This is a genomic window from Nocardia sp. NPDC051911, from assembly GCF_040681035.1.
Lineage (GTDB): Bacteria > Actinomycetota > Actinomycetes > Mycobacteriales > Mycobacteriaceae > Nocardia > Nocardia sichangensis.
The window spans coordinates 22,176-43,501 of the sequence record NZ_JBFAXY010000038.1 but is presented as its reverse complement, the minus strand read 5'-3'; the positions used below and the strand labels follow the sequence as shown (position 1 = coordinate 43,501).

Below are 21,326 nucleotides of genomic sequence, written 5' to 3'. Positions count from 1 at the left end.
TGATCCCTCCTCGTCATTCACCGGGAGAATTCCCGGAGCCACGGACCGAGGGAACTCACAGTTGTGTGCGCCGGTCGGCCGAATCGCCATCACCGCAACCGGTCACCGGCGTCACTGCCGCCCGCGTGCCGACGATGGCGCCCCCGCCCAACAGCACCCCCACGATCGCGGTCACCAGATCGGCGGTGTCCTGGTCGAGGACTCCCTTGGCTGCCAGGTAGACGACGATGACCCCGATCACCGGCCCGACGCGTGTGATCACGGGCTCGCCCTCGAGCCAGGCCGCGGCGCGCGATGTCATTGCGGCACCTGGATTCCGAGTTTGGTCGCGAGCTGCGCGACGGTCGTCTGCAGCGCCGCGATGCCCGCGAGCGCGGCGGCCACGCCGTCGACGACGGTCCGGTGGGTGCCGTCGGGGTTCTGGCCCAGCTGCGACCACCCGGGATAGCCGGTTTCGCGAGCTTGGCTGCCGCACAGCTGTTCGCGGATGTCGCCGAGGAGCTCGGTGTCGCTCACGGTGTCCTGCTCGGTGTCGTAGGAGACGGGCTCGATGCCGCCCGACCACTGTCCGTAGTCGGCGGCGAGTGCCTCGTTGATGTCGCATCGGACGCCGTCGACGTCGACTTGCCGGATGCGCTGGTGCAGGTGGATGCGGGGGTCGCGCAGGTCACCGGACCAGGCATCGGTTTGCCAGGCCCAGCGGGCTACCCCCGCGTCCAGGGCGCGGCTCACCGGCCAGTAGCCGCCGTAGATGCCGACGTTCTCGACACCGAGCACCGATGCAGCGCCGCGTAGGTAGTCGTTGATCAGCGCCTGCTGTTCCTCGGTGGCGTCGAAGTCGGCCGAGAAGTAGATCGGCCGGTCGTCGCGGCCGCCGCAGGCGCGGACCTGCGCCAGCGCGAGGGTGGCGTCGTATTCGCCTGCGGCGTAGCCGCCGAGCATCCGGTCGGCGGTGGTTTCCCAGTTGGAGACGATCTCCACCCCCGCGGCGCGCAGCGCGTCGGCTTCGCCAGGGGTGAGCAGTTTGCCTGGCAGGTTCGGGCCGCCGTCGGACAGATACCGCACGACGAAGCCGTAGCCGGCCGCTGTGATCATCGCAGGCGAGGGCCGCCCGCCCGCGTAGTCCAGTCCGAGCATCATGTGTTGTCTCCCTTCGGTTGCGCCTGCAGGGGCAGGCTTGGGGTGCGCGGGTTGTGGCCGGTGAACATGTGCACGTCGTGGCCGCGTTCGTGCCCGGCGATGTAGCCGCAGGTCCACTCGTCGGCGCCGTTGTCGCCGGGCTCGTAGGTGATCGCGGTGGGACACAGTGGGCATTGCCAGATCTGCGCCATCGGGGTGCTCCTGTTCAGCTGAAATGGGTGGTGATCGCCAACTGCGGGCCGCCGCCGGTGCCGCCGTTGCCGTTGAAGGCGAAGGTGTTGAACCCGCCCCCGCCGCCGCCTCCGCCGCCGGGGAATCCGCCGTTGCCGCCGCGGCCGCCGGAGGTGGTCGCGGTCTGCCCGAACGCGCCGCCCCCGCCGCCGGAGGCGGGCCCGCGCAGCGGCGAGGTTGGTGAGACGCCTGCGGATCCGTTCGCGCCGTTGCTGGTTCCGGCGGCGCCGCCCGCTGTCCAGTGGCCCCCGCCGCCCGCGGTGCCGGGCACGTTGCCCAGCGAGTAGCCGCCCGCGCCGCCGGTGGCGCCGCTGAACTCGGTGCCGAAACCGGAGGCGCCGGTCGCGCCGTAGGAGGAGCCGCCGCCGGGCAGGCCACCGCTCCCGCCGCCCCAGCTGAAGAGGGTGCCGCCCGACCAGCTGATCGAGCAGGTGCCGCCGTTGCCGCCGGTGGTGTTGTCGGTGGTCGCGCCCGCACCAGCGGCGCCCAGGGTGATCGTCAGTGTGGTGGAGGGCAGATCCGCGACCCGGACGGACAGCAGACGCGTGTATCCGCCGGGCCCGCCGCCGCCCGCGCCGGTGCCCGAGGCGCTGACGATGGTGCCGCGGCCGCCGCCTCCGCCGGGGCCGACGCATTCGAAATCGACGGTCTTCCCGTTGGTCGGGACCGTGAAGGTGTAGGTACCCGCAGCGTTGTACAGGTTCAATGCCGGTGCGCCGCCGAGTGTTTGGACTTGGGTGTTGAGTTGGTCGACGGCGGGTTGCACGTCGGCGGGGTTGGTGCTGGCGGTGCCGGTGATCGGGCCGGTGACACCCGCGGCGACGGTGTTCACACCCGAGTTGGCGGTGGCGGCCGATGCCTGCGCTGCGGCGGCGTCGGCGATCGCGGCGTTGGCCTGGTTGACCAGGTCCTCGCCCCATTGCTGCAGGAACGCGAACGGCCTGATGTGGGCACCGAAGATGTTGATGTCGACGTTCGCCAGCGCCGCGCACACGCTCGCCAGCAGCAGATCCTTCATGGCCTCGCCGACACCGGCCATGAACTGCGGGCTCAGCGCCACGGGCTAAACAGCGTCCAAGGTGATCCGCAACTCTCCGAGTGACTGGGAGGTTGTCCAGGCGGCCGACCCGTACTGCCGCACCGCGCTCAACACGATGCGCTGCGCGGGCGCGCCCGCGGCGACCGACGCGGGCGGTGAGGTGTCCGACGGCGACATCGCTGTCGCACCACCGAAAAACGGCGTGATGTTCAGATGCACCGCGAGCGCGGACTCCCCGCCGCGGCCGTAGCCGATCAGCACACCCGAGGTCGAGATCGTCGCGTCCGCGGTGGTGAGCGCCCCCATACGCACCTCGGCGTCGATGCGCATACCGGCCGCGCCGGTCACCTCCAGATCACCCGAGACACGCGGCCGATACCGGTAGGCCTGCGAGGGGATGGTGAGCGCGCCGACGATATCCCGCACGCCGGAGGCGGATTCGGTCAGCGCTGTGAACGACGTTCCGGGCAGCACGTAGTACGGCGTGACCGGGTGGTAGGTCATCCAGGCGACCAGGCCGCCCGAGGCGTTGTAGACCGGGATCTGTCCGTCGGCGGGCGAATTCGAGAAATCCGAGCTACCGAGGATGTGCCCGGGCGCACCGGTCGCGCCCGCAAGCCCCTGCGGCAGCGACAGGGCCATCGTGTAGTGCGCGGCCTCGCCCGGGCCACCCGGATCCACGAGCGTCAAGCTCGCCGCCGCCGGGGAGCCCGCGCTCAGTGTGGTCACGGTGACCGAGTCGATGACCGCCGGGAGCCCCGGATCACCTTGGGCCAGCACGGGGAAGTTGCCCCAACCGCCGGCGGGGGTGAGCGTGAGCGTGGCGACGCCGGTGGTGGCGACGTCGTTGATGTTGGGAAACCAGATCGTCCCGGTCCAGGTGGCGCTGCCATCGGGGTTCAAAACGAGTGAGGGAGAGCTCAATTCATGTGTCCTAGTTCTGCGCCAGACTGGCGGCCTTGACGATGTCGAACAGGCTTGAGATGCGGCGCATCATGCGCGCGGCCGGGGATTCCAGGGCGGACTGATCGCCCACCTTGGCGATGATCGCGATCCGGTGGGTCCGGTCGTCGGTGATGGTCGCTTCGGTGCAGTAGTCGGTGTAGAGGCGTCCTTTGCGGATCCAGCTGACCGGATGGCCGATACCGAAATCACCAAAGGTCCGGCCGAACAGGTCACCGCCGAAGTTGTAGGGGTATCCGTCCTGCATGACGAGCTGGAACGAGTGGTAGCCGCGGGTATCGAACAGCGCTGATTCGAGGATCACCAGCGCATCCAGGGTGTAGGCCGCCGATCCGGCTTGCGCGAAATAGTCGGGATAACCGAACTTGTCGAGCAGGATCCGCCGCGGCTCGTCCTCGATCTGCTGATAGGCCAGGAAAACGTTGTCGAGTAAGCCGTCGAGCAAGGTCGGGGCGATACCGGATGCGCCGAATGCCGCGAGCAAGGCACTGAGCATCCACTCCAACATGAGGTCGATCCCTTTATTGACCCAATCCGGTGATTTCCCGCCGGTCAGCACCCGATAGGCGAGCGGATGATGCGCCACGATGTGGCTTTCTGTGATGCCCGAACGCGGCCCGTCTTCCAGGACCACCCACGGCGGTTTCGCGTCCAGCCCGAGCAGGCTGGCGAGGATGCCGCTGCCGTAGGGGTTGGTGGCATTCGTGGAGTCCGAGTCGGCGACATCCGCGCCGGACACCAGCAGCAGGATTTCGCCGAGGATGGTGTCGATCAGATCGACCGCGACGCCGATCAGGCCGTCCAGCGCCGTGCCGGTCAGCCCGGTGACGTTCGTCATGTCCTTGACGTCGACGACGATGCACGACTCGGTGAGCGTGATACCCCACTCGGCCAACCCGACCGGTTGCGGGTCGCCCGGCTTCCACAGATCCGCGGTCAGCATCAGGCCGCAGTCCTTGACCGTCTGCTCGACCGCCGCGGCGACGGTCGTCATCTTGCACACGATCGCCGTCCACTTCGAGGTGTCGGTCAGCGGATTCGTGGGCACGACCACGACCGGCAGCGCCAGCGGCCCGAGATCGAGCAGGCTGCCGATGTAGGCGGCCGGATTCAGGATGTTGGCGGCGAATTCGAGGATCGCGCCGAGCAGTCCGGATTGCCGCAGCACGCACTCGGCGACCATTTCCTTGATGTTGGTGACCGCCGGGCCGATGAACACGGCTTCTTTCGGTATCTGCGCCTCGATCGGCATCCACCACGCCGGGAAGACGATGAGTTTGTGGAACCAATTCCAGTCGCCCAACAATTGCAAGGTGACTGTGGAAACGCCGTCGACGTAATCCTCCGCGCACGTATCCACACGCCCGGACCAGCGCCACCCGGTCATCGTCTCGATCGTGACCGGGACGACCGTGTAATAGCAGCGGGCGGCGATCTCGACGAACGGGTCGTCACCTTTCAGCACGATCGTGGCCGGTGAGACCGCATTGCGTTTCGGGGTGAAGACGCAGGAGATGTAATCGCCGCACTCGCCCAGCGGCGCGGCTTTCGGGTTGTGGAATGTGACGATGAGCTGCGCGCGCCCGGCGGGCTGCTCCGCCAGCACGGCGCGCTCGCCCGCGAGAGTGAATGCCTGCCAGTCCGGGACCTGCGTGAGGTCCATCGGAGGGGCAGTCACTCAGGCCACCGCCGCCACGGGGTGAGCGAGCTGATCGCCGAGGTGACCCCCGCGACGGCGCCGGTGACGGTCACCGGGATGCGCACCACCGCCCCCGCCACGACCGGTGTCGAAAACCGGCCCGACAACCGGGGATAGATGTTCGCGCCGGTGTTGAGCTCGACGACGGTGCGGCGATTGGGCAGCGTGGTCACCCTCGCCAACTCACCGGCGTTGAGCGGCAGCGTGATCCGCCGCGGGCCGCCGTTGTCGCCGACGGTGAAGACGCCCGGGCCCTGCAACAGATGCACCGGCCAGCCGTCTTGATCACCGCGGTTCCACACCTGCGTGAAATTGCTCGGCGCCTTGCCCGCCGGGTCGGCGAGCGTGGTCGCGTTCGACGCGATCAGCTTCGTCGAGATGCTGTCGAACGACACCCAGAACGGGAAATCCGCGCGCGCCGACCACGCCATGGTGATCGAGGCGGCATCACCGGCCTTGATGACATCGCGCGGCTCCTGCATGAACCGCGCGGCCAGCCACCAATGCCCCAACTCCGGGGTGAACCACACCAACTGGCCGGTCTTCTTCGGCTCCCACCCCGCCAGCCACCTCCGGAACACCCGGCGGCGCCCGACAGCGTCGCGACCGAACACACTGATCGTCATATCCAGTTCCAGCGCGTCATAGGTGCTGTCGAGCCACGTCACGCCGTCCTCATGCGCGCCCTGCTGATCGACATGCTTGAACGGCGCATGCAACCCCTTGAGGTCGACCATCTGCACGCCTTCTTCGACCGGTGGCATCGGCGCCAAGCCACCCGACACGGGCCACACGACACGGTTGGTGTCGACCCAGGTCACGATCGCCTCGCCGCCGCCCAGCAGCGACTGCAGCGACCACACGGTCGGCGGCCGCGTCGGCGTGATCACCGTGCTCAACGCGCCAGCGCCCCCGCGTAGATGTTGAGCTCGCGGGCGACCGCCCGGGCGTCGGCCTGCCCATCGCCGTGCGTGTGCCAATTCTCGATGTGCAGCAGCGGCGCGGACCGACCCGAGTCGCCGAACCGGCGCGGCTGCTCGGCGGGGCCGAGTTTCTGTTGCTGCGGGCTCAGCACCGCCAACTGCTCAGGGCCGCCGGTCTTGTTGTTGACGATCGACAGCCCGCGCGGGACGAGACCACCAGCGTCATGCGTGGCGGGCAGCTCATCGGACAGCTCGTCGGCGTCGGTGAGCTGCAGCTGGTCAGCGCCCGCGTCTGAGTCGAGATCCGCATCTGCGTCGAAGTTCGTAGGCGCTTGCAGTTGCTCGGGAAGCGCTTGCACCTGGGGGATGGCTTGCACCTGGGGTGCGGCCTGCGTCTGCAACTGCTCGGGGATGACCTGGGCCCGCTGTGGGCCGAGATGCTGCAGCGGGCTGATGAATACCGGCTGCCCCTGAACCTTGAGATTGCCGAGGCTGCCAGCGATTCTCAGCAGCGGTGACTTGTTCGGATCGGCGAGCAATGTGTCCTTGAGACCGAAGGTCTCGAGGAACGCGTTCGCCGCGATACCACCCGCACGCTCCCCGAGCTGCTCGAACGTCAGCAGTCCACCGGACTCGCCGCTTTTGCCCTTGCCTGCGGGCTGCGACTCGGCCTGTTTGGCTTTCTCCTCGTACTCGGCGGCCTTCTTGCGATGATCGTCGGCCTGCTGGCGCGCCTTGTCGGCGGCCTCCCGCGCCGTTCTCGCCCGGTCCTGATAGTTCTTGACCGCGGAGAGGTGCCGATCGCGTGCGGTGCCGGAAGCCTTGTCTGCGAGCTCCTGGGCGTGCTGAGCCTTCGCCTCGTAGTCGGCGGCCGACTTGTCGTGCTTCTCCGCTGATTCGTCGGACTTCCTCGCAGCGTCGAGCTGCTTCTGTCCCGATGCGCGCAACGCAGCCGCCTTTTCCCCCGGCGTCTCCTTCGAGCTGCTCGAGGTGCTGACCGTCGGGGCGTAGGGCGGGTTGAAAGTGCCCGAATCTACATGGAATTGCGCAGTGAACTGCGGATCCCACGCTGATGCGGCATTGGAGCCGTAGCGGATGCGCTCGCCGGTCTGGCGGGCCTCGAAGTTCGTGCCCAGGATTGTCGCCGCGGCGTGGTCGGCGTTGGCGCCGATGGCGAACACATCGGACTTAGACGCACCCGACAGCACGTGCGGCCACTGCCCGGCCAGCAGCGACGCCGTGTCACCGAGCCGCTGCGTCGGATTCGCCGCGCCTTGCGCGATCTGAATCGCGTCACCGATCAGGCCCGTGCAGTCGACACCGGTCGCCAGATCGCTACCGCCCCAGGCGTACATGGTGTTGACGTGCTCGCGTATCTGCTGCAGCGCCATCTCCGGCCCGGACACCGGTTTCTGCGTGGTGGTGGCACCGGGGACGATGCCGCCGGTCGCGTATCCCATCGGCGCTGCGTTGGCGTTCGCCTGCTGCACCTTCGCGGGCAGGTCCGAGCCGTCCACGCTCACCCCGTAGCGCGACTGGATGTAGTGAATGCCCGCAACGATGTTCGCGACCGGGTCATAGATGTTGTCGGGCAGGCTCTTGTCCCGGAACGTCTCGAACGTCGAGCCGATCGTCTGCATGAGACCGCGCGACGGATCACCGGCCGCAGCGTTGCCGTCCCAGTTGTTGATCGCGTTCGGGTTGCCTCCGGACTCGCGGCCGATCAGCGTGTTGAGTCCGGGCCGCCAGCCTTCACCGACACCGGCGATCTGAATCGCCTGTGTGATCCAGCCTTCGAGATCGGGCGAGCCGACGAACGGCACACCGCCCTCGCTGCCACCGGAGATCCAGCTCTTGGCCTTATCGATCACCGCGTCGACGAACCGGCCCGGCACGCTGATCAACATGTCGCGCCACGTCGAGCTGCCGTCGTCGCTGCCGCCGCCCGGTGCCGCTGCCGCCCGGTCGAGCACCGGCGCGAACAGCCCGCGCACCGCGGCGACCGGATCGCTCGCCAACCGGGCGGTGAACTTCGCGACATCGACAGCACCGTCGATGACCGACTCACCGAAATCGATGATGTCGCCGAAGATCCCGCCCGTGGCGAAGTGCGGAACGCCGCCCAGGTAACTGCGCACACCGGAGACCCCGCCACGCATCGCCGCACCGTTGACACCGTGCACGAATTCGGCGCCGACGACGCGGGTCACCTCAGGCCGCAAGATCGCCTCACCACCACCGAGTGCGGCCGCGCCGCCGCCGACCGTCGGCACCAGGAAGTTGTCCACACCCGGGCTGTAGCCGGGCAGGATGCCGCCGAGGGCGTAGTGCGGGATCTTCGAGGTATCGACCGGATGCAGCTCGCCGAGGTGGAACACACCGGCGATGCCGTTCCACAGTTTCACGATGCCGTTGTTGTAGACGACGTCGATGATCGCGACCGCCGGTGTGCCGACGAGTTTCTCGATCCGCCCCCACTGCTCGCCCACCCAGTCGACCGTGTTCTTGAACCCGTCTTTGACCAGGCCGAGCGCCTCGCCGATCAGCGCACCGGTCGGCTTGATCGCGTGATCGTAAACCCAGTTCCAGGTGTCGTGCACGATGGTCAGCGCTGTGTGCACACCATCGCCGAGGCCGTGCCAGATCGCCATGAATTCCCTGCCGATCCAGGCACCGGCGTCCTTCATCCACCGCCAGACGGCCTTCACCGCGTCGCGGAACCAGTCGAAGTGATTCCAGGCGTAGACCACACCGGCCACCAGCAAAGCGAGTCCGGCGATCACCACCCCGATCGGGTTGGCGTCCATCGCCACGTTCAGCAGCCACGTCGCCGCGGCCATACCCTTCTGCGCGATACCGGCGGCGATGGCCGCGCCCTCGACGGCGACGAAACTGATGACGACGCGTGCGTTCTGCACCACCCACGCCCCCGCGGTCTCGGCGGCGTTCACCACTGCGGCGGCTTTGGTCGCGACGAACGCACCGGCCGCCTTGGTCTGCATAGCCACCCACCCGGCGCCCGCGCTGGCTTGCGAGCCCACCCAGGCCGCGGCGGCGCTCGCGGCCTCGAGGCCCGCCGAGATCTTGGTCGCTACGAACGAGGCGGCGGCCCGGGTCTGCATCACGGTCCACGCGCCCGCCGCCCGGGCGCTCTCGGCGATCCACGCGGCGGCTGTCTTGGTCGCCTCGGCGGCCGCCGAGGCGGTGGTCATCACAAAGTTTTTCGCGGCCTCGACACGTAGCGCGACGAATGCTCGTGCGTCACCGGCAATCCGATACGCAGCCGATGCCCCGTCGCTGATGGCGTTGAACGCCTTGCCGACTGCGGCCGGGGTGCCCTTGATCGCGTCCATCGCTGAGCCGATTCCAGAAATGCCCGCCTTGACCAGGCTGAATGTTCCACTCGCGACTTTCCATGCTAGCCACCCGGCGGCGATACCACCGATGGTGACGACCAGTCCGTCGCCGACCTTCTTGTGTTCCTGCAACCAGCCAGCGCCGGTGCTGAGCCAGCCGACCATCTTCGTCGCCGCGGGTAGCAAGTCGTCGCCGATTCCGATTGCCGCCGCACCGACGCTGCCTTTGAACTCGTTCAGCTTCTGGTTGAACGTCGATTGTGTGTCGTGCCAGTGCAATACGCTGCCGTCCGCTTCGGCCGTGGCCGCGCCGATATCGCGGATGGCCTGATTGGCGGACTCGGCATTCTCGCCGGTGAGCATCGTCGCGACGCGGTAGCTGGCCATGTCGCCGGTAGCTTTCTGCATGGCCGCCGCGAACGTCTGCTGAGAATCACCGCCCTTTTTCAGCAGATCGTTGAACCCGTTCGCGGTCGTATGGACGCTCATCCACTGGTCGACAAGCTTTTTCATGTCGACCGTGAGCCCGCCGGCGGTCTTGCGGTACTCGGCGAAACTGAGCTGGTTGTCCGTGATCGCCTTGGCGACCTTCTGCGCCTCCGGCGGGAGCGCGGCGAACATCGTGTTCGCGTCCTGGGTGGCGAGCTGGGACTTCTTGAACGTGTCGAGCATGACGGTGCCCGCCGGGCCCATGTGCTGCATGATCGCCTCAGCGACCTGCTGCACCGTGCCAGCGATACCGGTCTTACCCAGGTTGGCCTGCAGGTCATGAGCAGACAGGCCGAGCTGCTCGATCTCCGAGCGCATCGGGGCGGTCATGCTGTTGAAGTGCGTGATCGCGTCATTGAGGTTCTGGCTGGCCTGCTGCGCGCTCATGCCGTGGATAGTCATGCTGGCGAGTGCGCCGGTGACCTCCTCGAGCGACATGCCCGCGGTGCTCGCCTGCGGGAGCACCTGCGACAGCGCGCCGGTGAATTCCTCGAATGTCGCCTTGCCGTGCCCGACCGCCGAGATCAACTGTGAGGTGACGCGCGCGGCTTGGTCGGCTGGCAGGTGGTAGTCGGTGAGCGCGGTCGTGACAGCGTCGACGACCGGGGTCAGATGCGAGCCTTCCTCACGGGCACCCTGCGCGGCGGCCTGCATGATCTTCAGGCCGTCGGCACCGTGATAGCCGCCCGACTCGACGGTGTACATGGCCGTGGACAGCTCTTGTGCCGAGTATCCGACCTTGCCCGCCATGTCCAATAGGCCTTGGCTGACGAGGCCCAGCTGCTCGCGAGTCTCGCCTGCGGTGGTGACGAGCCGCTCTTGCGACGCTTCGAAATCACCCGCGCTTCTGATGCTTTCGGCTGCGCCGATGGCGAACGCGCCGAATCCGATCAGCGCGGCTGACTTCAACCCGGCCGCCATGGTGCCTGTCGCGGCGGTCGCTGTTTGCTGTCGGGCGGTGAGCGTTTCCTGCGCGCGGGTCTGCGCATTGGTGGCCGCGGTGACCTCGGCGCTCGCCGCGGCTTCTCCGCGTTTTGCCGCGGCGAGCTTCTCCTCTGCCGCGACGACTTTCGCCGAATCGGCGGCGTATCGAAGGCGCGCATCGTTGAGTTGCGCCTCGGCGACGCGGGCGCGGCCAGCGGCGTCGGCCTCGGCGTTCTTGGCCTTTTGCACGCGGGCTGACGCCGATTCCAGCGAGGATGCCGCGGCGTTGACTTGTGCGGTCATCGACGCGGACATGCCCGAACTGGTGCCGAGGACCTTGCGTTTGAACGCGTCGGCGAAACTGGTCCCTGCTCGGTCGCCCGCCCGGGTGGCTTCCGACACCACTTTCGCCGCGGCGGCTTCCATGCCGACAATGCGGGAGACGATGTCGAAATAGACCGGCGCCACGCTAGACCCTCTTCACCGGTGTCACGCTGTCAGTGCCTCCTCGATGGGTTTGGTGATGTCGATGTCGGACATGCGCAGCTCGCCGCGCAGCATGCGCTCCAGCACGGCCGGGCCCAGTGCGCGCTGCCGTTCGGCTTTGGTTTCTTGCGCTTCCCGTGCGGCGCGCTCGTGCGGCAGCTCCGGCGGGGTGACCGGTGCCCAGTCGTGTTCGGCGCCGTGAGCGTGGCGGTAGTCGCCGCGATGCGCCTCGAGCACGTTGACGATTCGGGCCGCCAAGCGCTCACGCACCGTCCATGCGGTGTACTTGGTGCGCTTGAACAGGCTTTCATCCGTGAAGCCCTTGACGAGCACGACAAACTCACGCGGCGACATCTCGCCGGTCTGGCGAGGCCCGATGGTGCGCCAGAACTCCTTGACGCTGCGCCCGGGATACTGGCGACCCATGTCGGCCTCGATCTGGTCCGGGGCCGACTTCAGCAGGGCGATCGCCTCGCCTATTTTGGGATGTCCAACCCGGCACTCAGCCGTCGCCACGCCATCATGACGTCACCCGAGCGGCCACCCACCGCAACGAATCGGGCGTAGACCTGCGAATCGTCTGGCCTGTTGAGAAGCACCTTCGCGATCTCGACGAACGACAACGGCTTCGCGATCTGGTCGTTCTGCGCGTCGGTAAGCAGTAGCGGATGCGGCACGGTGAATACCTCCGTACCGGGTCCGCCAGGCTGGAAACGCACACCCGGGGAGCCGAGCCCCTCGAGCGCCTGCTCGCGGAAAGCGCTCAAATCAGTGACCACGTCGTCGAGGTCGACCGGCGCGGGTGCGGGCTTGAGTGCCGGTGCCGGTGCTGCGGCGAGCGGCGGCGGGACCGACTGACCGAACTCGGTCGGCGCGGTCATCATTGGTTCGGACATTGCCGTTTTCCTCCTTCAAGGTGTGGCTGTGGTGGCTGGGTCCCGACGTGGCGCCCAGCCACCGCGCGCCACGTCGGGGCTTGGAGGGTTTAGGTGACGGTCACCGAGTTCGACGCCGCAGTCATCGCCGACGCTGAGAGATTCGAGCCGATGGCCTGCACCTTGTAGGTGTGCGCGCCCGCGGTCTGACTCGACACGGTCAGGATCGGGTTAGTGGTGGTGCCACCGACCGTGACGTTGCCGGTCGTGATCGCAGTCGTGGACGCGTCGGCGCACACCTTGTAGGTGAACGGCCCATTGGGAGTGGTGGGGGCGGTGAATGTCAGCGTCGCGACACCGGCGGAGCCCGCGGCCGCGGTCGGGGTGCCGGGGGTGCCGGTGGTGCCGCCACGAGCCCGCCAGCCGGGGCCTTCGCGCAGGGTGCGCACCGCGAACCCGGACAGCGAATCCGGCATCGCTTCCAGGGTGAGTTTGCCCTGTGCCTCGGTCTTGGGGTTCATCGACAGTTTGTCGGGCTTGACCATGATCGCGTCGCTGTAGATCCGCGCCCACGCCGAAATGCCCTGCGGCGAAGCGTAGATCGACCCGAAGATGAGCTGCCGGTGGATCGGCACGGTCACTCTCGGTTTGGTGTACTGGTAGCCTGCCGCGCCCATGGCCAGCATGGAAGCGAACGGCAGATTGGTCTCCAGCGCCTCGATGTAGGGGGTGCGCTCGATCGCGGTGAACATCGCCGCTTCGGAGTCCTCGGTGATGTCGGTCAGCAGCTTCTGCCGCGACTGCCACGCCTTGGTGTCGGCGGTCTGCAGGGTCGGGGTGAACTCGAGACCGTTCTCGTCGAAGTAGCCCAGGCCCACGAACCCGTCGGTGGTCAGCAGCGTGCTCGACCAGTCGCCGGTGGCGGTGTCGAACGGGCTGAAATTGGTCAGCGGCTTGGTCGGGTCGTAGTCCCGCGCCAGGCAGAAACCGAACTGGCCCTTGAACACATTGCCGACGTCGCCGCCGAAAAGGGTGTCCCACGTGGTACCCGTCATGACCGTATCTCCTTACAGGGGTTGAGCATTCGCGATGGACTCGATTTCGTATTCGGCGATGAACCGGTGCACGGTGTCGTCTTCGTAATCGAGATCGCCGAAACCGTTGATGGTGGTGACGTCGCTGATCGGCACGCCGCCGGCGCCCGGCTCGCCACCGACGTAGCTGTGGCGCAGCCGCATCATGTGGTCGTGCACCAGGCGCGAGAAGTCCGCGGCGGCGGGGTAGTCGGCGTGGAATACCTCGATGTCGACGATTTGCCGTGACCACACGTAGTTGTCGCCGCCGGACGGGATGACCGTGATGAGCACGAACGGCCACACTGCCCGCAGTTTCGTTCCCGCGCCCCCGATCCCGGGCACGGTGAGCATGTACGTCGTGAGCAGGGTGCGCAGGTTGGCGAAATGCCGACCCTCGGGCCTCACGAGCCGCTGCCTCGCAGATAGCCCGCCGTGCGGCGCATGATGGCGAACTTCGCCATCTTCTTGGTGCCGTACTCGATCCAGTGCGCCTTGAAGTCGTAGGCGCCGACACGGCCGCGCCACACACCACCCTTGAACACGACATCCCCGCGAATCGACTTCTGGTAGTCGCCCGGTTCGTCGATATGCCCGCGCGATACCCGGTGCGGGCGGTTGGTCTTGTTCACCGGCGCGATGGATTTACCGTAGCGTTCGCCTTTCTTGGCGAGCCGTTCGCATTCGATGCGCGCTTGCGGCGATGCCGACGCGGCCGCGGACAGTTTCGTCAGTTCCGCGAGCACACCCATGATCTCCATTGGGCTCAGCCCTCCTCTCGACTGTCGGGGTTGTTGCTGTCCAGGTACGAGCGGCCGGTGAGTGCGATGTGATCGACTGCGTCGCTGCTGATGTCGGCTACCGGTCGGGGCGGCCCGTGTAGCTCGAATTTGATGCCGTTCCAGGTGACGGCGTCGGTGTAGGCAGCCGACGTCCCCGGCGGCAGCATGCCGCGGCCGTCCAAGCGCACCACGGTCACCGCCGACTCGTCCTCGATGGACTCGGTGACCTCCCAGTCGCAGCCGGTCACGGTCTCATCCACTGGCGTGATCTCCCGCCGCCCGTAGGCATCGAGCACCGGGTGGCCGTTGCCGTCGACGACGGGCACGCGCCGATGCAGGATCAGCGTGTGGTTACCGAGTTCGAAAACCACTCAGGCCCATTCGCCCAGCACGCCGCGCCCAGGCAGGGCGATCGGATCGGGTGTGGAGTACCGGTTGCCCATCGCATATCGCGGCCCCGACGGTTGCCGCAGGCCGAGCAACTCATGGTGGTACTGCGAGAACACCAGCGTGCGCGCCAGCTCCTCGATGGTCGCCGTCCGCGCACCGGTCCACTCGTCCGACCGGGTGCCGCGCGTCCTCTTTCCCGACGGCACGCCGTCGAGCTGGTCGCGCTGCAGCGCCGCGCGAACCACCTCGATGGACACGATCTTCGCTGCCGGGCTGTCGGGCGCGATGTTCGGCAGCCGCTGACAGATCCACAGCGCAGCCGCCTGCAGCAGCAACTCGGCGTAGGCGGTCTGCGTGGTGTTGAGGGTGCGCCAAGTCGATTGCACGTCACTCGTGGTCGCGAACGGTGTGGTCATCTCAGCGCACCTCCTTTCACAGCGCCTTGAGCTGTTCCAGGGTCATCGCCTCGGCCTCGGCGCGGTCCAGACCCTTCGCAGCGACCGCCCAGTCGACCCAGATCTCTTTCTTCGCGATCTGCGGCGGCCGCGCGGGCTGCTCGGACTCCTGCGACGCCGGGTCGGGGGCGACGGCGGGCGCGGGCCCGGCCGGATCTGTGTCCGGCGTCGGCTGCGGGTCGGCGTCTTCCGGCTCGTCATCCGTAGGCGCGACACCCGGCGGCATGGCGTCGGGGATCTCCTCGACCATCCCCAGATCGAGCAGGTGCTGCCGCTGCTCGGGCGAGAGCCACTGAATCACTTCGCCGGAGTAGCGGTGGTGAGCGCGCCCGTCGGGATCCTGGGCGATCACTAGCGGCGCGGTTACTTGGTACCTCATGCGTCGACTCCTGTGATCTGCCAGGCCGCAGCAGGTTCCTTGACCAATGGCGTGGTGATCCGGCGGCAGCGGATCCGCCAGCCGTCGGTGTCGTCCTCGCGCATCGTCTTGACCTGGATGCCGTCGGCGCCCTCGTCCTGGCTGGCGACGTAGCCCGGGCCGGGCACGCGCTCGTCGAGGAACCCGCCGAGCACCTTCGAGTCCAGTAGCGTCGCACGACCGGTGACCGGCAGGTTCGGCGAGGTGACGAACGTGAATCCGCCGATGCGCTTCATGAACGGCGAATCCCATCCCGCGCTGACGGGTGCGGCCGCGACACCGGGCACCTCGCGGGGCAGCAGTTGCGCGAGTTTGTCGTCGGAGACGACGTTGGCGAATGTGGTGAGCCCGAGCAGCACGGTGTCGGGCATGTAGCCCTGTTTCAGGTTCACGATGCTGGCGAACGCGCGCATCAGGTCACGCAGGATGACCGGCGTCGACCCGCTGCCCGTCCAGGACGCGACCGCGGCGGTGTTCTGCGTGACCGCCGAGGCTACCGCCGACAGCGCGACCGAGTCGATCTGCTGCACGTGGCTGTTGACGAGTTTGGTGAACTTTCGCTGCACGACAGCGTATTTCTGCCGCGAGATCGCCTCGTCCTCGATCACCGAGTCCTGGCCCCATTTGACGGTGCTCGCCAGGCTCGCCGGGCCGGTGCCGGTCGTGGTCAGCGGGTACTCGCCGCCGGGCGGGACCGCCTTCGGCGCGTTGTCGGCGAAGATGGACTCGTTCTGTTCGTAGGCGGCCGAGCCCGACTCCGTCCACCATTGGCCGGTGAGGATCTTGTTCGAGACGAACAGCTGGTCACCGATGCTGCGCAGTGCCCGCAGGATCCAGACCGGATCATTCAGGAACCGGTTGATCTGCAGGATGTCGCCCGACAGCGTGGGCTGTGCGGGCGGGAATGTGGTTCCGCTCATGGGAATGGCCTCTCTGTGCTCAGCCCAGCCGCAGGGCGACGGTCACCTTGCCGCTGGAGGCTGCGGCGAGCGCCTGGCCGACGACGTGGGCGTAGTTGGTATCGGACCCGATCGCGGCGACCGCGCCGCCCGCCGCGGGGATCACGGCGTCACCGGGGTTGATGGTGCCGCTCGCCGCCAGGACATGAATGCCGTCGCGGTAGGCCATGATCTGCGCGCCGCCGACCGGATCGTCGTACGCGGCGACGCCGTACCCGATCGCAGCGCCCGAGCTGGCGGCAACGGTGTTGTTGCCCGACACGACGAGCATTTGGCCCGCGGTGACGGCGGCGCTCGTGGTGCACGGCACCTTCTCGCCGGGGAAGTACAAGGGCAGGTAGTCGGCCATTACGCATCCTTCCAGTTCGTGCCGGTGACCTTGGCGTAGGCGGCGGCCATGTCCGCGCCGAGCTCGTCGACCTCCGGCTCGCCCGCATGGCCGATCTCCTCGAGCGAGACAGCCACGTTGCGCGGCAGCGAGTTCAGGAACGCCTCGGTGCCTTCCGGGTCCCGCTCGAGCTGCTTGGCGTAGGACTCGCGCTGCCCCTTCGAGATCCGGCCGGTGCGGATCGCCTCGGACAGCACGTGATTGCGGTGCTGCTCCTGCTGCCGCGCGAACGCCTGCGCGCCCTGGGCTGCTTGCGCCGAGAGCTGCTCGTACTGTTCGGCGTCGACGAGCCGCAGATTCAGCCGCTTCGCGCTCGCGGCGATCTGCTGCAGCGTCGGCTCGGCGGGCTCGTCCGCCGGGCCCGGCTCGGTGGTCGCGGCGCCGCCGCTGTCGAGCTTGGCGGTCACTGCCGCCAGCACTGTTGCCTCGTCGGCGTCCTCGGGCAATCCGAGCTGCTCGCGGAGGCCCTCGATCAGGGTGGGCACAGCGGCCCTCCTCTCTCCTGGTGTGACCTCCGCTCGGACTCGGGCAGAGGGTGATCGATGCAGCCGCGGCGCGGGTGCAGCGCGGCGGCCGGCGAAATTGAAGACCGACAGGTCGAACGCGCGCGCCTTGGCGGCCCCGCCCCCGCCGGCCTTGCTCTTGCTCGGCGCCTCGACCCGATCGGCGAGACCGGCCTCGACCGCCTCGTCAGCCGAAAACCACGTCTCGGCGCGCATGAGCTCACGCATCGCGTCCGCGTCGCCGCCGGTCTTCTTCGCGTAGATCTCGGCGAGTGCGCTGCTGGCGCCGTCGAGCTGCTCGGCCATCGCCGCCATATCGCGCGCGTCGCCGACAGCCAGCCCCCATGCCTCATGGATCATCATCTGTGCGCCCGGGCGCATGATCACCTCATCGCCCGCGATCGCGATGTAGCTCGCCGCGCTGGCCGCGAGCCCGTCGACGATGGTCGTGATCTGCGCCGGGTGGCCTGCGATCGCGTTCATGATGGCGAGACCGTCGTAGGCGTTGCCGCCGGGCGAGTTGATGTGTACCTCGATGCGCTCGGCGTCCAGCGCGGCCAGATCACGCGCGAAGGCCTCGGCCGAGACGCCGAACCACGAGTCGATCTCGTCGTAGATGTAGACGACCAGCGTCTCGTCGGTGTCGGCCGCAGCCCTGATCTCATACCAGGGGCGTTCGGCGCGGTCGGCCACCAGCGCCCGGACACGATCACGTGCGTTCATTGCTGCTGCTCCTGCAGGTCGGGGGGTTCGTTCGGGTCGCCGCCGTTGCCGTCGACCGGCGCGCCGGGCTGCGGCTCGGCCTTCGGCCCGGGATCGGGCGCGTCCGGGTCCTTTTGCGGCAGCCCGTACATGTCGCGCAGCGCCTGCTCGAGGCGGCGATCGGGAATGACCGCACCGGCATTGAGCAGCAGCGCCATCGCATCCGCTGTCGCGTCGTGGCGAGAGCCGATCTCGTCGAACACGATTCGTGGTGCGGGCTCATCGACGCCGAAATTGATGTCGACCAGCGGCTCGACGATGTAGGCGTTGCCGGTGTCGGCGACGAGCTGCGCCTCGGTCTGCAGGCTCATCACGAAGAAGTCGGCGAAGGTGCTGCCCAACGCCCAGGAACCGGTCTGTGTGCCCAGATTCAGGAAGTGCGCGAGGACAGCTCGCGCCATCTGCTCATCGTGGTATCGGATCACCGGATCGGCGTCCGGCAGCGTGCCCTCGACGCCCTGTAGCCGCAGCTTCGCGCCGTTCGGGATCGCCGCACCCGAGCTGTCCCCGGCTCGATAGTCGTTGGCCATCTGCTGGCCTTTGTCGAGGTCGTCTTGCTTGTCCATCGGGCCCGCGTAGTACACCGGGATCCCCATGGCGTTGCGCTCGATCGTCTGCGCCTGCACACGCAGCATCCGGTCCTTGAGCAGCCAGTTCTTATACGCCGCACGCAAAACGCTCTTGCCGAGCCAGTCGCCGCCTTCGCGCTCCCACACATACGGCACGATCCGTTTGGCCGGTATCCGAGCTCCGGCGTTGCCGTCGCCGAGGACGATCGACTGGAAACCGCCCGTCAGCGCGCCCATCGCGTACTGGGCGATGCTCACGAGATCGCCGTTCGGCGCGACCACGAGATTCGCGATACTGCGCGGCAGCCGCGGCCCCAGCCTCGCAATGTGCGCGCGGTCGTTGTCGTCGATCTGGTAGGTGGTCTCGAAAAACATGTGCCCGTACTGCAGGCACAACAGCGCCAGACGCACATGCTCAGGCCACGAGAAAGCGTTGCGGATCCGCTTCGCCGGCGGCCGAGTCTCGTTGTCTGCGCCCACGATCGGCAGATGCAGGTCATCGGCGACGTGCTCGACGACTTCGTCACGGGCGCCGTTGGGATCCACGCGCCACGTCGTACGCAGTACCGGCAGCGTGATCGCCCGCATCACCGAGGCGATCTGCGCGTCCTGGCGCGGCATCCGGTCATACACCTGCACCGACAGCGGCCACCGCAGCTCCGGCGTCGGCTCGCTGTTCTGCATCCATATGTCGCCCGGGTAGGTGACCGCGTACCCGACTTCCCGTGTAGCGACGCGGCCGCGAACGGGCGACTGCCCGGAGTCGGCGTTACGGACCGCGAGCGAGCGGCCCGCGCCGCGAGCGACCGGATGCGTGCGCCGACGCATCGCATTCGGGATCGCGCCCACCTAGAACCCCACCGCCGCAAGATTCGGCTCAGCTGTGAATGTCCGCCGCGAGCCGTGCGCCGTGATACCGATCGAGCGATCCGCGGTGATCTGTACCGAGCGATGAACGATCGATTGCACCGGCGCGGTCTGCGCACCGAAGGTCACCAGCCCCCAGGTCGACAGCGATCCGGCGACGAGCGGCGAAATGTCGTCGAGTGCGCGCTTGCGGTCCCATGCCCAGCCGCCGCCCGGCAGATCGCGTTTGACCGCGCCCTCGACAGCGTCGGCGAGCTCGGGATCGCCGGTGTGGTTGAGCAGCGCGCCGTCGGACCGGTCGTAGAAATCGCCGGTCGCCTTCGCCATCTCGCTGGTGTTGGTCGTGTAGACCGTCAGACCGGCGGCCTCGAGATCGGCGACCATCGAGGCGGCCGGGCTCTGGTCGTCGATCACCAGCACGCACGGATCCAGACGCGACACCGTGGCCACGATGTAGGGCACGGTCTGTGCCGAGCGCGGCCCGTGGTAGCCCAGATCGATGTGTACGCAGCCGTCGGTTGTCCACTGCGAGGCGGTGATCGAGACCGTCTTGCGGTCCGGTGTCATGTCGACCGCCATCGCCCGCGGCCCGACCAGCGTCGCGGCTGGATTCTTCATCGCGTCCCACACGTCGGCGGGGATGAGTGCAGGCCGGTCCTCGTCGCGCACCGGCCAGATTCCGCGGCCGAGCGCCTCGACACCGAACGAGATGATCCCGGCCTTGGTGGTCGCCTTGCGTAGCGGCTTCTCGATCTTCGCCTCGTTGGCGATCACGCCCCACGACGGATTCGCATATTTCCAGGTTCGGACGTCGCGCCACGGCATGGGTTCCGGCGCCATGTATTCGGCCAGATACAGCCGCGGCGCACCGGCGAGCCCGAGATTGCGCATGTCGGTGAGCACGAATCCTTTGCTGTGCTCGTATGCGTTGACCGCGCTCGAGGTGTAGATCGTCTGTGGATCCGGCGCCGCCATCTGCGCCCAGTCGACTGCCGCGCTCGCGGCCGAATCCAGGTTGTACGCCTCGTCATAGACCAGCAGATCGATGCGGGTGAGACCGCGGCCCATGTCGGCCGAGCGCGTCGAGGTGACCATCTTCGCGCCGTTCTTGAACTCGATCGTGCCGCGGCCCTGTGAGAGCGTCGGTTGCTTCTTGAGTCGCTTGCGCAACCACGGGCGGGCGGCGATCATCGCGACGAGCCGCTCGTGAAGCTCCTTGCCGGTGTCCCACCGCTGCACCGTGTAGAGGATCTTCTCGCCAAGCACGGCGAGACCGAAAAGGCAACGGAACAAAAGGATCTCGCTTTTTCCGTTCTGCCTAGGGCAGAGCAGCACGGCGTCGGGATGCGTCCAAGTGCCATCGGGATTGCGACGCAGCAGACACCGCAGGTTGCCCGTCTGCCACGGCATGATGGCCTGCACGCAGACGCGCTGGGCGAGCGTGATCGCCTTGAAGCCGTCCGTGTCGTCGCCATCGAACACCGAGATGTGATGCGGGGCCTGACGGCCGGTCAGCGTTGGGAACACGACCGGATCCGGCGCCGGGAACAGCTCGGCGAGCTCAGCTGAGGTCGGCAAGACCATCCGGCTCGTCGGGATCGGGCTCTGAGTCGTTGCGCAGGCGGTGAACCGCGCCGATCAGCTGCCGCAGCGTCGCGGCCTGCTGCCGGGCCTCCTGTAGTACATTGTCGACACGGATTTCGAGGTCTCCCTCGCGGCCGTTCGTCAGCCGGGCCCACATGGCAGCCTCACCGGTCAGAATGCTGTTGAGTTGCTCTAGCCGATCCCCCACTCGTGCGGCTTCGATGATCAAAACGGTGATCTCGTACCCGTCATCGTCCAGTTCGAGCGCGGCACGTAGCTTTTCGCCCGTTTTACCGAGGTCAGAGGCCATGACACGCACCGTTTTTCGCCCCCTGTAAAAAAATCCTGCCTAAGAGACGGGGGTCAGACGGGAGGGGGGTCCGGATTTTTGCGGCAAACCGGACGAACCGAACGGGCCGGTTCGCTACCGGTCGGCGCGCGGATCGCGGCA

22 protein-coding genes are annotated in these 21,326 nt (G+C 67.6%); all 22 read right to left on the bottom strand.

The genetic code is table 11. The features are described 5' to 3' along the window. Positions 1-55: 55 nt before the first annotated feature. A complete protein-coding gene (locus tag AB0L97_RS33035; RefSeq protein ID WP_364437425.1) occupies positions 56-301 on the bottom strand; it encodes a hypothetical protein in 246 nt (81 codons plus the stop codon). Beyond that, positions 298-1,140, bottom strand: a complete 843-nt coding sequence (locus tag AB0L97_RS33030; protein WP_364437422.1) for a DUF1906 domain-containing protein — start codon at positions 1,138-1,140, stop codon at positions 298-300. The genes AB0L97_RS33035 and AB0L97_RS33030 overlap by 4 nt, the downstream gene beginning before the upstream one ends. Further along, complete coding sequence (locus AB0L97_RS33025) at positions 1,137-1,331, bottom strand: hypothetical protein (protein WP_364437419.1); 195 nt, start codon at positions 1,329-1,331, stop codon at positions 1,137-1,139. Before AB0L97_RS33025 ends, AB0L97_RS33030 begins: the two co-directional genes overlap by 4 nt. A 14-nt stretch (positions 1,332-1,345) precedes the next feature. Continuing rightward, complete coding sequence (locus tag AB0L97_RS33020; protein WP_364437416.1) at positions 1,346-2,431, bottom strand: hypothetical protein; 1,086 nt, start codon at positions 2,429-2,431, stop codon at positions 1,346-1,348. Positions 2,432-2,434: 3 nt separating this feature from the next. Then, positions 2,435-3,334 carry a hypothetical protein gene (locus AB0L97_RS33015; protein ID WP_364437413.1) on the bottom strand — a complete coding sequence of 300 codons (900 nt, stop codon included), beginning with the start codon at positions 3,332-3,334 and terminating at the stop codon, positions 2,435-2,437. Between the two features lie 10 nt (positions 3,335-3,344). Next, on the bottom strand, positions 3,345-5,051 hold the full coding sequence (locus AB0L97_RS33010) for a hypothetical protein (RefSeq protein WP_364437410.1): 1,707 nt from the start codon (positions 5,049-5,051) through the stop codon (positions 3,345-3,347). Next, complete coding sequence (locus AB0L97_RS33005) at positions 5,048-5,971, bottom strand: hypothetical protein (protein ID WP_364437407.1); 924 nt, start codon at positions 5,969-5,971, stop codon at positions 5,048-5,050. Before AB0L97_RS33005 ends, AB0L97_RS33010 begins: the two co-directional genes overlap by 4 nt. Further along, positions 5,968-11,232: a phage tail tape measure protein gene (locus AB0L97_RS33000; protein WP_364437404.1), complete on the bottom strand. Its 5,265-nt coding sequence runs from the start codon at positions 11,230-11,232 to the stop codon at positions 5,968-5,970. The genes AB0L97_RS33005 and AB0L97_RS33000 overlap by 4 nt, the downstream gene beginning before the upstream one ends. A gap of 21 nt (positions 11,233-11,253) precedes the next feature. Further along, positions 11,254-11,766, bottom strand: coding sequence for a hypothetical protein (locus AB0L97_RS32995; RefSeq protein WP_364437401.1), 513 nt, complete (start codon positions 11,764-11,766; stop codon positions 11,254-11,256). Further along, a complete protein-coding gene (locus AB0L97_RS32990) occupies positions 11,727-12,146 on the bottom strand; it encodes a hypothetical protein (RefSeq protein WP_364437398.1) in 420 nt (139 codons plus the stop codon). The genes AB0L97_RS32995 and AB0L97_RS32990 overlap by 40 nt, the downstream gene beginning before the upstream one ends. A gap of 89 nt (positions 12,147-12,235) precedes the next feature. Then, positions 12,236-13,180, bottom strand: coding sequence for a hypothetical protein (locus AB0L97_RS32985; RefSeq protein ID WP_364437395.1), 945 nt, complete (start codon positions 13,178-13,180; stop codon positions 12,236-12,238). A gap of 12 nt (positions 13,181-13,192) precedes the next feature. After that, positions 13,193-13,606, bottom strand: coding sequence for a hypothetical protein (locus tag AB0L97_RS32980; protein WP_364437392.1), 414 nt, complete (start codon positions 13,604-13,606; stop codon positions 13,193-13,195). Further along, positions 13,603-13,959, bottom strand: a complete 357-nt coding sequence (locus AB0L97_RS32975; RefSeq protein WP_364437389.1) for a hypothetical protein — start codon at positions 13,957-13,959, stop codon at positions 13,603-13,605. Before AB0L97_RS32975 ends, AB0L97_RS32980 begins: the two co-directional genes overlap by 4 nt. Before the next feature lie 5 nt (positions 13,960-13,964). After that, positions 13,965-14,351, bottom strand: a complete 387-nt coding sequence (locus AB0L97_RS32970) for a hypothetical protein (protein WP_364437386.1) — start codon at positions 14,349-14,351, stop codon at positions 13,965-13,967. Beyond that, positions 14,352-14,786, bottom strand: a complete 435-nt coding sequence (locus AB0L97_RS32965) for a hypothetical protein (protein ID WP_364437383.1) — start codon at positions 14,784-14,786, stop codon at positions 14,352-14,354. Positions 14,787-14,802: 16 nt separating this feature from the next. Further along, positions 14,803-15,204: a hypothetical protein gene (locus AB0L97_RS32960; protein WP_364437380.1), complete on the bottom strand. Its 402-nt coding sequence runs from the start codon at positions 15,202-15,204 to the stop codon at positions 14,803-14,805. Next, positions 15,201-16,163: a hypothetical protein gene (locus AB0L97_RS32955; protein ID WP_364437377.1), complete on the bottom strand. Its 963-nt coding sequence runs from the start codon at positions 16,161-16,163 to the stop codon at positions 15,201-15,203. The genes AB0L97_RS32960 and AB0L97_RS32955 overlap by 4 nt, the downstream gene beginning before the upstream one ends. Before the next feature lie 19 nt (positions 16,164-16,182). Further along, on the bottom strand, positions 16,183-16,551 hold the full coding sequence (locus AB0L97_RS32950) for a capsid cement protein (protein WP_364437373.1): 369 nt from the start codon (positions 16,549-16,551) through the stop codon (positions 16,183-16,185). Further along, positions 16,551-17,816, bottom strand: a complete 1,266-nt coding sequence (locus tag AB0L97_RS32945; protein WP_364437370.1) for a head maturation protease, ClpP-related — start codon at positions 17,814-17,816, stop codon at positions 16,551-16,553. Before AB0L97_RS32945 ends, AB0L97_RS32950 begins: the two co-directional genes overlap by 1 nt. After that, entirely contained in the window at positions 17,813-19,252 is a 1,440-nt protein-coding gene (locus tag AB0L97_RS32940; RefSeq protein ID WP_364437367.1) for a DUF935 family protein, read from the bottom strand. The genes AB0L97_RS32945 and AB0L97_RS32940 overlap by 4 nt, the downstream gene beginning before the upstream one ends. Positions 19,253-19,273: 21 nt before the next feature. After that, a complete protein-coding gene (locus AB0L97_RS32935; RefSeq protein WP_364437364.1) occupies positions 19,274-20,869 on the bottom strand; it encodes a hypothetical protein in 1,596 nt (531 codons plus the stop codon). Then, entirely contained in the window at positions 20,853-21,185 is a 333-nt protein-coding gene (locus tag AB0L97_RS32930; protein ID WP_364437361.1) for a hypothetical protein, read from the bottom strand. Before AB0L97_RS32930 ends, AB0L97_RS32935 begins: the two co-directional genes overlap by 17 nt. Positions 21,186-21,326 lie beyond the last annotated feature (141 nt).

Bases quoted from the DNA above. Each gene is read 5' to 3' on its own strand.
- AB0L97_RS33035 (WP_364437425.1), bottom strand. From the start codon at position 301: ATGACATCGCGCGCCGCGGCCTGGCTCGAGGGCGAGCCCGTGATCACA.
- AB0L97_RS33030 (WP_364437422.1), bottom strand. From the start codon at position 1,140: ATGATGCTCGGACTGGACTACGCGGGCGGGCGGCCCTCGCCTGCGATG.
- AB0L97_RS33025 (WP_364437419.1), bottom strand. From the start codon at position 1,331: ATGGCGCAGATCTGGCAATGCCCACTGTGTCCCACCGCGATCACCTAC.
- AB0L97_RS32990 (WP_364437398.1), bottom strand. From the start codon at position 12,146: ATGTCCGAACCAATGATGACCGCGCCGACCGAGTTCGGTCAGTCGGTC.
- AB0L97_RS32985 (WP_364437395.1), bottom strand. From the start codon at position 13,180: ATGACGGGTACCACGTGGGACACCCTTTTCGGCGGCGACGTCGGCAAT.
- AB0L97_RS32975 (WP_364437389.1), bottom strand. From the start codon at position 13,959: ATGGAGATCATGGGTGTGCTCGCGGAACTGACGAAACTGTCCGCGGCC.
- AB0L97_RS32965 (WP_364437383.1), bottom strand. From the start codon at position 14,786: ATGACCACACCGTTCGCGACCACGAGTGACGTGCAATCGACTTGGCGC.
- AB0L97_RS32960 (WP_364437380.1), bottom strand. From the start codon at position 15,204: ATGAGGTACCAAGTAACCGCGCCGCTAGTGATCGCCCAGGATCCCGAC.
- AB0L97_RS32955 (WP_364437377.1), bottom strand. From the start codon at position 16,163: ATGAGCGGAACCACATTCCCGCCCGCACAGCCCACGCTGTCGGGCGAC.
- AB0L97_RS32950 (WP_364437373.1), bottom strand. From the start codon at position 16,551: ATGGCCGACTACCTGCCCTTGTACTTCCCCGGCGAGAAGGTGCCGTGC.
- AB0L97_RS32945 (WP_364437370.1), bottom strand. From the start codon at position 17,816: ATGAACGCACGTGATCGTGTCCGGGCGCTGGTGGCCGACCGCGCCGAA.
- AB0L97_RS32940 (WP_364437367.1), bottom strand. From the start codon at position 19,252: ATGCGTCGGCGCACGCATCCGGTCGCTCGCGGCGCGGGCCGCTCGCTC.
- AB0L97_RS32930 (WP_364437361.1), bottom strand. From the start codon at position 21,185: ATGGCCTCTGACCTCGGTAAAACGGGCGAAAAGCTACGTGCCGCGCTC.